This window comes from Pseudomonas sp. AM14(2022) (assembly GCF_036346455.1).
Lineage (GTDB): Bacteria > Pseudomonadota > Gammaproteobacteria > Pseudomonadales > Pseudomonadaceae > Aquipseudomonas > Aquipseudomonas putida_A.
This window is the reverse complement of record NZ_JAOTNY010000008.1, coordinates 41,867-54,407: the sequence shown is the minus strand read 5'-3', so window position 1 is coordinate 54,407 and position 12,541 is coordinate 41,867. Positions and strand designations below refer to the sequence as shown.

Annotated in this window: 14 protein-coding genes, 4 tRNA genes and 1 pseudogene; 10 read left to right on the top strand and 9 right to left on the bottom strand. The window is 59.0% G+C overall.

The window, feature by feature from the left end; all coding sequences use genetic code 11:
- Positions 1-261 precede the first annotated feature (261 nt).
- The 6 genes and pseudogenes from V3W27_RS17005 (at position 262) to V3W27_RS28250 (ending at position 2,466) form a co-directional block, all read left to right on the top strand.
- Positions 262-337: transfer RNA gene (locus V3W27_RS17005), tRNA-Asn, on the top strand.
- Positions 338-346: 9 nt separating this feature from the next.
- A tRNA-Pro gene (locus V3W27_RS17000) sits at positions 347-423 on the top strand.
- 5 nt (positions 424-428) lie between these two features.
- Positions 429-504, top strand: a tRNA-Lys gene (locus tag V3W27_RS16995).
- A gap of 97 nt (positions 505-601) precedes the next feature.
- Positions 602-678 (top strand) — tRNA-Pro (locus V3W27_RS16990).
- A gap of 162 nt (positions 679-840) precedes the next feature.
- Positions 841-1,611, top strand: a pseudogene (locus tag V3W27_RS28255) (MCP four helix bundle domain-containing protein); the annotation flags it as partial.
- Positions 1,603-2,466 carry a methyl-accepting chemotaxis protein gene (locus V3W27_RS28250; protein WP_442962661.1) on the top strand — a complete coding sequence of 288 codons (864 nt, stop codon included), beginning with the start codon at positions 1,603-1,605 and terminating at the stop codon, positions 2,464-2,466. The pseudogene V3W27_RS28255 and the gene V3W27_RS28250, both read left to right, overlap by 9 nt.
- Positions 2,467-2,608: 142 nt before the next feature.
- Here the strand turns inward: V3W27_RS28250 and V3W27_RS16980 are convergent, their stop codons facing one another.
- The 4 genes from V3W27_RS16980 to V3W27_RS16965 all read right to left on the bottom strand — a co-directional run bounded on the left by V3W27_RS16980 (position 2,609) and on the right by V3W27_RS16965 (position 5,346).
- Complete coding sequence (locus V3W27_RS16980; RefSeq protein WP_285376161.1) at positions 2,609-3,907, bottom strand: NAD(P)/FAD-dependent oxidoreductase; 1,299 nt, start codon at positions 3,905-3,907, stop codon at positions 2,609-2,611.
- A 63-nt stretch (positions 3,908-3,970) separates the two neighbouring features.
- Positions 3,971-4,144, bottom strand: coding sequence for a DUF3094 family protein (locus V3W27_RS16975; protein ID WP_003228304.1), 174 nt, complete (start codon positions 4,142-4,144; stop codon positions 3,971-3,973).
- A gap of 51 nt (positions 4,145-4,195) precedes the next feature.
- Positions 4,196-4,723: an MOSC domain-containing protein gene (locus V3W27_RS16970; protein ID WP_096795222.1), complete on the bottom strand. Its 528-nt coding sequence runs from the start codon at positions 4,721-4,723 to the stop codon at positions 4,196-4,198.
- Positions 4,720-5,346, bottom strand: coding sequence for a DUF1780 domain-containing protein (locus tag V3W27_RS16965; RefSeq protein ID WP_025108806.1), 627 nt, complete (start codon positions 5,344-5,346; stop codon positions 4,720-4,722). The genes V3W27_RS16970 and V3W27_RS16965 overlap by 4 nt, the downstream gene beginning before the upstream one ends.
- 117 nt (positions 5,347-5,463) lie before the next feature.
- Between V3W27_RS16965 and V3W27_RS16960 the strand changes: the two genes are divergently transcribed.
- Both V3W27_RS16960 and V3W27_RS16955 read left to right on the top strand, forming a co-directional pair.
- Complete coding sequence (locus V3W27_RS16960; protein ID WP_330207119.1) at positions 5,464-6,153, top strand: energy-coupling factor ABC transporter permease; 690 nt, start codon at positions 5,464-5,466, stop codon at positions 6,151-6,153.
- Between the two features lie 65 nt (positions 6,154-6,218).
- On the top strand, positions 6,219-6,434 hold the full coding sequence (locus V3W27_RS16955) for a hypothetical protein (protein WP_003228298.1): 216 nt from the start codon (positions 6,219-6,221) through the stop codon (positions 6,432-6,434).
- Between the two features lie 6 nt (positions 6,435-6,440).
- Here the strand turns inward: V3W27_RS16955 and yacG are convergent, their stop codons facing one another.
- The 5 genes from yacG to pilB are packed head-to-tail and all read right to left on the bottom strand — an operon-like array spanning position 6,441 to position 11,049.
- Positions 6,441-6,638, bottom strand: a complete 198-nt coding sequence (gene yacG / locus V3W27_RS16950; protein WP_003228296.1) for a DNA gyrase inhibitor YacG — start codon at positions 6,636-6,638, stop codon at positions 6,441-6,443.
- Positions 6,635-7,258 carry a dephospho-CoA kinase gene (gene coaE / locus V3W27_RS16945; protein ID WP_096795220.1) on the bottom strand — a complete coding sequence of 208 codons (624 nt, stop codon included), beginning with the start codon at positions 7,256-7,258 and terminating at the stop codon, positions 6,635-6,637. Before coaE ends, yacG begins: the two co-directional genes overlap by 4 nt.
- Complete coding sequence (locus V3W27_RS16940) at positions 7,255-8,127, bottom strand: prepilin peptidase (protein ID WP_330207118.1); 873 nt, start codon at positions 8,125-8,127, stop codon at positions 7,255-7,257. Before V3W27_RS16940 ends, coaE begins: the two co-directional genes overlap by 4 nt.
- A 1-nt stretch (position 8,128) precedes the next feature.
- On the bottom strand, positions 8,129-9,346 hold the full coding sequence (locus V3W27_RS16935; RefSeq protein ID WP_330207117.1) for a type II secretion system F family protein: 1,218 nt from the start codon (positions 9,344-9,346) through the stop codon (positions 8,129-8,131).
- Positions 9,347-9,348: 2 nt separating this feature from the next.
- Positions 9,349-11,049, bottom strand: a complete 1,701-nt coding sequence (pilB, locus tag V3W27_RS16930; protein WP_330207116.1) for a type IV-A pilus assembly ATPase PilB — start codon at positions 11,047-11,049, stop codon at positions 9,349-9,351.
- Positions 11,050-11,277: 228 nt separating this feature from the next.
- Between pilB and V3W27_RS16925 the strand changes: the two genes are divergently transcribed.
- On the top strand, positions 11,278-11,718 hold the full coding sequence (locus V3W27_RS16925) for a pilin (RefSeq protein WP_027614108.1): 441 nt from the start codon (positions 11,278-11,280) through the stop codon (positions 11,716-11,718).
- A 295-nt stretch (positions 11,719-12,013) separates the two neighbouring features.
- Positions 12,014-12,370 (top strand): BON domain-containing protein, encoded by a 357-nt coding sequence (locus tag V3W27_RS16920; RefSeq protein WP_007963876.1) that lies wholly within the window; start codon positions 12,014-12,016, stop codon positions 12,368-12,370.
- Positions 12,371-12,541: the final 171 nt, after the last annotated feature.

Genomic DNA, 12,541 nt, shown 5'->3' with positions numbered 1-12,541 from the left:
TGCGAGGCCTTTTTTTCGTTAGGCTGTTGAAGTCTAAGGAAAAGGCTTGTAAAGTGCGCCCCGCAGTCAGTCACCCGCAGCATCTCAGCTCACTGAGCTGAAATCTGAAATAAGTTGCAAATCATTAACTTGAAAGCGATTTAGGGGGTTGACAGAGGTGTTCTAGGTTGTAGAATAGCGCGCCTCAGACACACGAACGCAGCGATGCGAACGGAAGTCTAAGAGCTGTAAGTTTCACCGTTGTAAATTGAAATATGTAGTTCCGTGATAGCTCAGTCGGTAGAGCAAATGACTGTTAATCATTGGGTCCCAGGTTCGAGTCCTGGTCACGGAGCCAATTTCAAACCGGGGTATAGCGCAGTCCGGTAGCGCGCCTGCTTTGGGAGCAGGATGTCAGGAGTTCGAATCCCCTTACCCCGACCATTTTTGGGTCGTTAGCTCAGTTGGTAGAGCAGTTGGCTTTTAACCAATTGGTCGTAGGTTCGAATCCCACACGACCCACCATTTTTGAAACCAGGTAACACTGGGATCGAATCTTAAGATCAGAGGCCAAAAGCGCTGATCGAAGAAGGCGATCTTTGAAAGGTCGCCTTTTTTTTACCGGGGTATAGCGCAGTCCGGTAGCGCGCCTGCTTTGGGAGCAGGATGTCAGGAGTTCGAATCCCCTTACCCCGACCATATTAAAAATCCTCGTATCGAAAGATACGGGGATTTTTTTTGTCCTCGCGAAAGACAATTCCCTTCAAGTCATCGTACAACTTGCCGATAGCCCGCTAACGAGAGGGGACTGCCGCTGTTCGCCCCTTCAATCTGGCCAATACAAGAATAAGGGCGTCCGTCATGTTGCTTCGTCAGTTGAATATTGCTCCACGTGCCGCACTGGGTTTTGCCCTGATCGCGGTACTGGTGGCGTTGCTTGGGGTATTTGCCTTGGGGCAGATGTCGAGCATCCGTGACAGTGAAGTTGCGGTAGAGAGCCAGTGGCTGCCGAGTATTCGCGGCGGCGACGAGATTCGTGAGTTGATGCTGCGGATCCGCACGATTTCCCTGCGCATGGCGCTTGATCAGGATCCGAAGAACGTCGCGACTTACCGCAGCCAGATGGATACCCGCGACAAGGAGCTGAGCGAGAAGATCGCCGCCTACGACAAACTGGTCACCACGGCGGAAGGCCAGCAGCTCTATGACCAGTTCAAAAAAACCTTCGCCGCGTATCGCACCGGCATCGCGCAATCCTTCACCCTGGCCGATCAAGGCCAGCGTGACGAACTGACCAAATTGTTGCTGGTTGATATGAAAACCGTGGTCGACGGCTCCGGCAAGCAGCTCAATGACCTGGCGGATCTGTTCGCCAAACAGGTTGCTGCGGAGAGCCAGAAATCCGCTGACCACTACCAGACCTCACGCACCATCGTCAGTCTGTTCATCGCGCTGGCGGCGCTGGCCACCGTGGCGCTGGCCATGTTGCTCACCCGTAGCATCGTCCGTCCGCTGAGCAGCGCTGTCAGCGCTGCCGAAAGCGTGGCCAGTGGCGATCTGACCCGACCGATCGAAACCCACGGTAACGATGAAGTCAGCCGTTTGCTCAAGGCGCTGGCAACCATGCAGCAGAACCTGCGGGAAACGCTGCAAGGCATCAGCGGTTCGGCCACGCAATTGGCCACCGCTGCCGATGAGCTCAACGCGGTGACGCTCGACAGCACACAAGGCCTGCAGCAGCAGAACAACGAAATCGAACAGGCCGCCACGGCGGTCAATGAAATGACCACGGCGGTTGAAGAAGTCGCGCGCAACGCGGTGTCGACGTCCGATGCCACCCGTCAATCCAGTGAGTCGGCGCAACTGGGGCAGGCGCGGGTCGGTGACACCGCGTCGGCCATCAATGCGCTGGCCAGCGACGTGCAGCACACCGGCGAGTTGGTGCAATCGCTGGCCAACCAGTCACAGGACATCGGCAAAGTGCTGGATGTGATCCGTGCGATTGCCGAGCAGACCAACCTGCTTGCGCTCAACGCGGCCATTGAGGCAGCCCGCGCAGGGGAGAGCGGACGCGGTTTTGCGGTGGTTGCCGATGAGGTGCGGGCGCTGGCCTATCGCACTCAGCAATCGACGCAGGAGATCGAGCAGATGGTGCAGGGCATGCGCACCGGTTCAAGCCTGGCGCTGGATTCGATGCAGGCCAGCGCTGCGCGGGCCACGACCACGCTGGCGTTGGCCGAGCGCGCCGGGGAGGCGCTGGAAACCATCACCGCGTCAGTGCATGAGATTCATGAGCGCAATCTGGTGATCGCCAGTGCGGCGGAGGAGCAGGCGCAAGTTGCGCGGGAAGTGGATCGTAATCTGGTGAATATTCGCGACCTGTCGGTGCGTTCGGCAGCGGGAGCCGATCAGACCAGCGCGTCGAGTCACCAACTGTCGCAACTGGCCAACGCGCTGCAAGGCATGGTACGGCGCTTCCAGCTCTGATGTGCAGAGATCGATTGCTGGATTTTTGAGCTGCGCAAAACAGTGTGGGAGCGGGCTTGCTCGCGAAAGCGGTGTATCAGTCGACATGAATGTTGAATGACACGACCTCTTCGCGAGCAAGCCCGCTCCCACCGTTTTTAAATCAATGCAGCTTCAAGCGTGGCTCGGTGCCGCGACCGATCTTGCTGCCCAGCATCAGCATCGCCGTGCGGAACGGTCCGTACAGTGCCATCTGGTGCATGCGGTACAGCGACACGTAGAACATCCGCGCCAGCCAGCCCTCCAGCATCACACTGCCGGTCAGGTTACCCATCAAGTTACCCACAGCCGAAAAACGCGACAGCGAAATCAGCGAGCCGTAGTCGGTGTACTTGTACTCCGGCAGGGTTTTGCCTTCGATACGCAGCTTCAGCGACTTGGCCAGCAACGAAGCTTGTTGGTGCGCGGCTTGCGCACGCGGCGGCACGTTGCGATCCGAACCCGGTTGCGGGCAGGCGGCGCAGTCACCGAAGGCGAAAATGTTTTCGTCGCGGGTGGTCTGCAACGTCGGCAGCACTTGCAGCTGGTTGATGCGGTTGGTCTCCAGGCCGTCGATGTCCTTGAGGAAACCCGGCGCGCGAATCCCGGCGGCCCAGACTTTCAGGCTGGCCTTTATCACGTTGCCATCAGCGGTGATCAGGCTGTCGGCGGTCACTTCGCTGACCGAAGCGTTGGTCATCACATTGACCCCGAGTTTCTCCAGGGTCTTGTGCACCGGGCCGCTGATGCGCTCCGGCAGGGCTGGCAACACCCGTGGGCCGGCTTCGATCAGGGTGATGTGCATGTTTTCCGGTTTGATTCGGTCCAGACCGTAGGCCGCCAGTTCGTGTGCGGCATTGTGCAGTTCTGCCGCCAGCTCGACACCCGTGGCGCCGGCCCCGACGATCGCCACACTGATCTGCTCGATCACATCGGTCTGCCCGGCATGCGCGCGCAGGTAGTGGTTGAGCAACTGCTGGTGGAAGCGTTCGGCCTGTTTGCGGGTGTCGAGGAACAGGCAGTGCTGCGCTGCGCCCTGGGTGCCGAAATCGTTGGTGGTGCTGCCGACGCTGATCACCAGCGTGTCGTAGGCCACTTCACGCGCAGGAACCAGTTCCACGCCGTTTTCGTCGTAGGTGGCCGCCAGCTGGATTTTCTTCTGCGCGCGATCGAGCCCGCTCATGCGTCCCAGCTGGAACTCGAAGTGGTTCCATTTCGCCTGGGCAACATAGTTGAGTTCATCCTCGGAAGAGTTCAGCGATCCGGCGGCCACTTCGTGCAGCAGGGGCTTCCAGATGTGCGTGAGGTTCGCGTCGACCAGCATCACACTGGCCGTGCCGCGCTTGCCCAGAGTCTTACCCAGACGGGTAGCCAACTCCAGACCGCCGGCGCCGCCGCCGACAATAACAATACGATGGGACATAGGGATCACTCGCAAGGTTTTTAAAGGAAATCGGTGCAATCACCTTCGCGAGCGCAATGCTGCTCATAGCGTCAGGTAACTGATAAGTCGGCTCAGCAGGCCCAGACCAATGGTCACTGCCAGCACCAGCACCAGGAGCATCCACGGCCGAAAAGGCCGGCGCTCGACACGGTGTTGGGACAGTTGCAGGTACTCTTCGACATGCTTTTGGTCTTCGGGGTTCAGGCGGCTGGTCATAAAGGCCTCGTCAGGTAGACGTTGCTGAATGTGCAGAAGCTACAGCGGTTTTCAACCGGGGTTGAACGCAGCATAGCCGCTGTCCGGAACCGGTTCGACAGACACACCGTCGTCGAGGCGAATGATCCCGCTTTGTAACACCCGCGCGGTTATTCCGCCATGCCCGCGCACCGCTTGAAAGGTGCCGGGACCGAGGTTGTTTTGCAGGCGCGCACAGGGCTGGCACCAACCGGTGGTCTCGAATATTGCCTGACCGATGCGAAAGCGCCGACCCTTGAGACTAAACAGATTGATACCGCTGATGACCAGATTGCGCCGCAGGTCTTCAGGCCTCACGGGTTGATCTTCAGGCCGGCCCATCAGCGCGCTGATGACCGCCAGGTGTTCGAACTGAATCAACGTTACTTGCCGCGCGTTGCGCACGCCGGGGCGGGCGTGGTCACCGGTCAATCCGGCTTCGAGCCGTGCCTCGACGGCGTCGAGCTCGATCATCGGGCCGCGAGACTCGGGGCGCACGCCGATCCAGCGTACGCGGCCAGTCTGCGGGACGTCGGCAATCAACTGCTGCAGCGGCGTCACAGGCTGATCCCGACATCGAAGACGATGCTGCGACCGAGGTTGCTGCGCAGAAAGTCCGGCGCATCGGGATGGGCGAACAGCACCCGGGCGAAGGTCGGGCCGACCAGCGACAGCGAGCGCCAACCCTGACGCAGATACTCGGTCGGTGGTGGAAAATGGCTGTTCAGGTCCAGCACTTCGCGCTTGAGGCTAGCGAAGGCGATGATGTCCAGTTCGCCCAGATCCATGCCGCGTTCCTTGTAGTTGTGCGCTTTTTTGCGCAAGGTCGGCGCCAGTCGCAGCAAGAATTCATTGGCCGGGATCCGCCGTGGCTTGGCTTCACGACGCACCAACTGGCTGAGGGAAAACGCACTGCGGCGGCGTTGCAGTTCATCGCGCCATTCGTCGTTGAGCCGACGGCCTTCATCGAGAACGAAGAACACTTCGAAATTGGCATCGCGAAACAGCACGTCCGGCGGCTCGCCGGCGGGGGCGAACTCATCGACACGGTAGGGAATGTTCAAGCCTTGCAGCAGGCGCTGGCAGACCCAACGCTCACGCTCCCATTTGCGGGCATTGGACAGGAACGCGTTGGCTTGCTCGGCCGCAATGGTCAGCAGGCGTAAGTAATCTGAGTCATCCATAGGCCAAGCTTAGCGTTCAAATGCGACAAGCAGAAAGCTTTGCATCGGCTGATGCCCGGAAGAGGGCGGTGTAGACTCCGATGAAGGAATCAAACCCATGGAGAAGGTAAGGGATTCATGATCGGTGCAGAACTGCTGTCCTCGACGAGCCTGACACTCGGCTGGCTGATTTACCTGCCGGTGCTGTTGTGGGCGATCTGTCGTGCGCCGTGGGTCGAGTTGTTCGCTGACAGTCGCCGCCAGCATCTGCTGTTCGGCACGGTGTTCGCCTTGTTTCTGCTGTGGATGGTGCGCAGGGATTTCGACACCGGGGTTTCTTATCACTTCATCGGTATGACCGCCGTGACGTTGCTGCTCGACTGGCCGCTGGCGATCATCGGCGGGCTGGTGGCGCAGCTCGGGCTGGTGTTGCTCGGGCGCCAGGATCTGGCGGCGGTCGGGGTCAACGGTACGTTGCTGATCCTGTTGCCGGTGTTGATCACCGAGTGCGTGGCGATCCTCGTCGAGCGTGCCCAGCCGCGAAATCTGTTTGTGTACATCTTCTGTTCCGGGTTCTTTGCCGCAGCGTTGTCCGCATTGCTGTGTCTGACGCTGAGTCTGGGCCTGCTCTGGTACGACGGTCTGTTCGCCATGCCGGAATGGCTGGAAGATTTTATCGGCTACCTGTGGCTGCTGATTTTCCCCGAAGCCTTTATCAACGGCATGGTGATCAGCGCGCTGGTGGTGTTCAGCCCGGAGTGGCTGGAAACCTTCAACCGCACCCGCTACCTTTCGGCGCCGTGGAAGGACGACGATCCCAAGTCTTGATCCACATCAAATCCGTCATCCACGCAGCATTTCATGCTCGGCCAAATTCCTTCAGGAGCAGCGGCATGAGTGTGTACGAGTGGGCGAGGCAGGAAACGCGGCAGAGTCTGGACATGGCGCTGGAGGTGGGTTTCGATCCGGGCCTGAGTTTGCGCGCCTTGCTCAGCGCGGTGGTGCAACAGAGCAAGACGGTGCGCAACGCCGAAGACCTGGCCGACGAGTTGCGCTTTCTCGCGGAAAACCTCGACGACGATCAGGACTACGGCTTCATGCGGCCCTGATCGCGATCAGTGACGCGGGTCGAAATCGCCGGAGAACATTTCGTCTTCGGCATCCGGGGCGACCGGAATCTTGTGCTCTTCGGACGCCCAGGCGCCGAGGTCGATCAGCTTGCAGCGATCGGAGCAGAACGGGCGGAATTTGTTCTCGGGGGTGAATTCCACGGGGGCGCCGCAGGTTGGGCATTCGACGGTTGTAGGGCTCATGACTGGCCTCCGGATAAAGTCAGGTAAAAGTGATGCAGGCGCTCGACTTCGCTGTGCAACCAGGCGAGGTCGCGGTCGTTGACCACCACATCATCGGCACGGCTCACGCGGTCTTCACGGCTGGACTGGGCCTTGAGGATCGCCTGGACCTGCTGTTCGCTGGTCTGGTCACGCTGCAAGGTGCGTTCGATCTGCAGTTGTTGCGGGGCATCGATCACCAGAATTCTTTGAGTCATCGCGTACTGCCCGGATTCGATCAGCAACGGTGAAACCAGAATCGCGTAAGGCGATTTTGCCAGCGCCAGATGGTGAGCGATTTCCTCGGCGATCAACGGATGCAGCAGGGCTTCGAGCCAGCGGCGTTCTTCAGGCACTTCAAAGATCAACTTGCGCAGGGCCGCACGGTCCAGCGTGCCATCTGCTTGCAGGACACCGGAACCGAAGTGTTCAGCAATCTTCGCCAGTGCCGGACGCCCCGGCTCGACCACCCAGCGCGCTGCGTGATCGGCGTCGACCACATGGATCCCGAGATCGATGAAGTGCTGGGCCGCGGCGCTTTTGCCGCTGCCGATGCCGCCGGTCAGGCCGAGAATCCAGGGTTTTTCCACAGGGGTATTCATTTCAAACCGACAAACTGCCAATAGAAGTCGGTTATTTGACCACCCCAGAGCAAGGCAATCCAGCCGGCAATTGCCAGATACGGGCCGAAGGGCATCGGCGTCGAGGTTTTCTGCTCACGCAGACGCAGTAGAACCACCCCGACAATCGCCCCCACCAGCGATGACAGCAGGATCGTCAGCGGCAGAATCTGCCAGCCGCCCCAGGCCCCGAGCAGCGCCAGCAGCTTGAAATCGCCGTGGCCGATGCCGTCCTTGCCGGTCAGCAGCTTGAACAGCCAGAACACCGACCACAGCGCCATGTAACCGGCCACCGCACCCCACAACGCCGCGTGCAGCGAGACGAACAGCCCGAAACTGTTGACGATCAGCCCCAGCCACAACAACGGCAACACCAGCACATCGGGCAGCAGTTGATGTTCGGTGTCGATCAGGCTCATCGCCAGCAGCCCCCAGGTAAGGACGATCAACAGGCCCGCCGGCCAGCCGAAACCCAAATGCCAGGCAACGAATGCCGAAAGCAGGCCGCAGGCCAGTTCGGTCAGGGGATAACGTTTGCTGATGGGCGCGGCACACGCCGAACAGCGTCCGCGCAGCACCAGGTAACTGAGCAGCGGAATGTTTTCCCAAGCCCGAATCCGGTGGCCGCAGTGTGGGCACTGGGAGTGCGGCAGCATCAGGTTGTAGGTCGGCAGTGGCGTTTCGGTCGGCAGGCCGAGGACATCCTGCGCCTGCTGGCGCCAATCGCGCTCAAGCATTTTCGGCAGGCGCCAGACCAGTACGTTGAGGAAACTGCCGACCACCAGACCCAACAGCAGGGCGGTGCACACAAAGGCCAGCGGATACAGACTGAAGAGTTCGTCGATAGGCATGTCAGATCGCTGAGCCAAGCTGGAAAATCGGCAGATACATGGCCACGACCAGCCCGCCGACGATGACCCCGAGCACCACCATGACGAACGGCTCCATCAGGCTGGTGAGGTTGTCGACCATGTTATCCACTTCCTCTTCATAAAAACCGGCGACCTTGTCGAGCATGTCATCCAGCGCGCCCGATTCCTCACCGATGGCGGTCATCTGCACCGCCATGTTGGGGAAGACGCCGGTGCTGCGCATCGAGAAATTCAGCTGCATGCCGGTGGCGACGTCCTGACGGATGCGCAGCACCGCGCGTTTGAACACCACGTTACCGGTGGCACCCGCCACCGAATCCAGTGCCTCCACCAGCGGTACGCCAGCGGCAAAGGTAGTCGACAGAGTGCGGGCGAATCGCGCCACTGCCGATTTGTACATCAGCGTGCCCACCAGCGGCAGCTTCAGCAGCCAGGTGTCCTTGCGGTCGCGCAAGGCCTGGGACTTCTTCAGCGCATGGCGGATGCCGAACACCGCCGCGATCAGCGCACCAAGCACCGCCCACCACCATTGCTGCAGGAACTCCGAGATACTGATTACCATCAGGGTGAAGGCCGGCAATTCGGCGCCGAAGCCGGAAAATACCGATTGAAACTGCGGCACCACTTTTACCAGCAGAATCCCGGTAACGACCATTGCCACCAGCACCACGGCGCTGGGGTAGGTCAGGGCTTTCTTGATCTTGGCCTTGAGTGCTTCGCTTTTTTCCTTATAGGTCGCGACCCGTTCGAGCAACGTATCGAGGGCGCCGGATTGCTCGCCGGCATCCACCAGGTTGCAATACAGCTCATCGAAATACTGCGGCTTCTTGCGCAGTGCGGCGGCGAAGCTGTTGCCGGCCGCTACCTCTTGCTTCACCTCGTCTACCACTTTGCGCATCGCCGGGTTGTCGAAGCCTTCGCCAATGATGTCGAACGACTGCAACAGCGGTACGCCGGCCTTCATCATGGTTGCCATCTGCCGGGTGAACAGGGCGATGTCCTGCGCTTTGATGCGTTTGCCGAGGTTGAGCAAAGAGGTGGATTTCTTCCGTACCTTGCCCGGGTTGATCCCCTGCTTGCGCAACTGGGCCTTGATCAGCGCGGGGTTCTGCCCGCTCAACTCGCCCGTGACTTTGCTGCCTTTGCGATCCGTGCCTTCCCAGGCGTAGATGCTGATTTTCGCTGCCTTGACCGCCATGTTCAGTCCTTGGTGACCCGGTTGATTTCTTCCAGGCTGGTGATGCCTTGCATGGCCTTGTGCAGGCCGGAGGTGCGCAGATCGTCGAAGCCGTCGCGACGCATCTGGCTGTCGATTTCCAGCGAATTGCCTTCGGCCATGATCAGCCGTTGCAGGTCAGGAGTGTTTTTCACCACTTCGTAAATCCCCACGCGTCCCTTGTAGCCGCCGTTGCAGAGGTCGCAACCGACCGGCTCATAGATCGTGAAACTGCCGATCTGTTCCGGCGGGAAACCTTCCTTGATCAGCGTTTCGCGGGGGATCTCGATCGGTTTCTTGCAGTGGCTGCACAGCTTGCGCGCCAGGCGCTGGGCAATGATCAGACTGACCGAGGTGGCGATGTTGAACCCGGGGATGCCCATGTTGTGCAGGCGGGTCAGAGTCTCAGCGGCACTGTTGGTGTGCAGCGTGGACAGCACCAGGTGGCCGGTCTGCGCCGCCTTGATCGCGATTTCGGCGGTTTCCAGATCGCGGATTTCCCCGACCATGATCACGTCCGGATCCTGACGCAGAAACGAACGCAGAGCCTGAGCAAAATCCAGCCCCTGTTTCGGATTGACGTTGACCTGGTTGATGCCTTCCATGTTGATTTCCACCGGGTCTTCGGCGGTGGAAATGTTGATGTCGACGGTGTTGAGAATATTCAGGCCGGTGTACAGCGATACGGTTTTCCCCGAACCCGTAGGCCCGGTAACCAGAATCATCCCTTGAGGCTGCTTGAGCGCGGCCATGTACAGTTCTTTCTGCGCCGGTTCGTAACCCAATGCATCGATGCCGATCTGCGCGCTGGACGGATCGAGGATCCGGATCACCACTTTTTCTCCCCACAGGGTCGGCAAGGTGTTGACCCGGAAGTCGATCGACTTGGTCTTCGACAGGCGCATCTTGATCCGCCCGTCCTGAGGTTTGCGGCGTTCCGAGATGTCCAGGCTGGCCATGACTTTCAGGCGTGCGGCGATTCGCCCGGCCAACTGGATCGGCGGTTTGGCCACCTCACGCAGGATGCCGTCGGTGCGCACCCGTACCCTGAAGTTTTTTTCGTAGGGTTCGAAGTGCAAGTCCGACGAGCCACTCTTGATCGCGTCGAGCAGCATCTTGTGCACGAAGCGCACAACCGGCGCGTCGTCGGCGTCGAGGCCGCCAATGGCGTCCTGGCGGCTGTCGTCGACGGACTCGACATCCACGCCGTCGAGATCGACGTCGGCCATGTCTTCGAGACCACTGGCGTGAGTGTCAAAGAATTTCTCGATGGCATCAGTGAGCTTGTCGTCCTCCACCAGAATGGCTTCGGTGCTCAGCCCGGTGCTGAACTGGATGTCATTGATCGCCTGATGATTACTCGGGTCGGAAATGCCCACGAACAGTTTGTTGCCACGGCGCCACAAGGGCAGGGCGTGATGCTGGCGCACCAGTTTTTCACTGACCAGGCCTTTGGGCTGGGTTTCCTTGTCCAGGCAATTGAGGTCCATGAAGGCCATACCGAAATGCTCGGAAGCGATCTCGGCCACCTGTGAGCTCTTCACCAGTTTGTTCTGCACCAGGTAGCTGACCAGCGACAGCCGATTGCGCTGCGCCTGTTGCCAGGCCTGCTGGGCGCTTTTTTCCGTAAGCAGTTCGGCCTGCACCAATTGCTTGGCCAGACCGCTCAGAGCGATGTCATTCATGGGGATTCCGGATGCTGACAGTTCATGACTTATAGCCTAGTCAAGTGACAGCGCCAAACACGCCCGGTACAGGTGACAAAAAGTGTCAGATAGTGCGGTTACGGGTTGTAGGAAAGCGCGACACGGCACCTTTATGCTGAGCGTGCGGGGTCTGCAAGCGGTTGGCACGGCCTATGCTGAGCCCTTTGCAGATCATGAGATTCCGACTCATGCATGGAGAGCCTGTCTATGAACAACCAAAAGGGTTTCACTCTGATCGAGCTGCTGATCGTGGTGGCGATCATCGGGATTCTGGCGACCATCGCCTTGCCGCAATACTCAAAATACCAGGCGCGTTCGAAAGTGACGGCAGGTCTGGCCGAAATCAGTGCGCTGAAGGTGCCGTTCGAGGACACCATTAATCAAGGTACTGACCCTACGCTGACACTGGTGGCGGGGGGCGCTTCAGCCACTACCTCCAACTGCACGCTGGCGGCGTCGGGAACTGCCTCGACCGGTGCCGGCTCGATTACTTGCACATTGGTGAACGCACCGGGTCCGGTATTGGGCAAAACCATCACACTCAGCCGTTCGGGTGCCGCAACAGGCAACACCTCTGGTGTGTGGACCTGCGCCACAACAGTCAATGCTGACTATTCGCCAAAAGGCTGCACCGCCAGCGGCACTTGATGCGATGGTCTGAAGGAAAATGCCCTGCTTTGCGGGGCATTTTTTTGTGTTTTGGCACTGGAAAAAGCTTCAAGAATTTCAGCGTGTTAGGAACTTTCCGAAAAGCCGCAACTTGCATGTCGATAATGCACTTGTCATGCAAATTGCATGATTTCGAAAATTTGCTGAATTCGTAACTATTTGATTTACAACGATTTATTGCCTTTCGAAAAGTTGGCACAGCCTTCGCAATATACCCAGTAACCCTGCTGACAAGACAACCAGCAGACTTTCCAGAAAAACAGGAGTTACTCGTATGAAGAAGTTCGCTATCACTGCCGCTGCTGCTACCGCGCTGACCCTGACCATGGCTTCCGGTGCTTTCGCACAATCCACCCAGGCTACTCAGGCTCCAATGACTCTGGCTGCTGGTGAAATGACCAAGGCTAAAGAAGCTACTTCCGATACCTGGATCACTACCAAAGTCAAAAGCGACCTGGTAACCGAAAAAGGCATTCCTGGTACCGACATCAAAGTCGAAACCAACAAAGGTGTGGTTTCCCTGTCTTCTGACGTCGCTGTCACCGAAGCTCAGAAAACCACCGCTGTGAACATCACCAAGAAAATCAAAGGCGTCAAAGCGGTCTCCGCTGACGGCCTGAAAGCCGAGTAAGGCATGACTTCTCGCCTGGACCGGGAGAAGGCGCGACAGACGGGCCGAGCAATACGTCTGCCGCAACTTTAGAGTTCATGCGAACGGTCACACGGATGTGACCATTACAGGCCCCGGCACTTGTGTCGGGGCCTGTTCTATTTTCAGGTGATAAAAAACGAAATGTGGGAG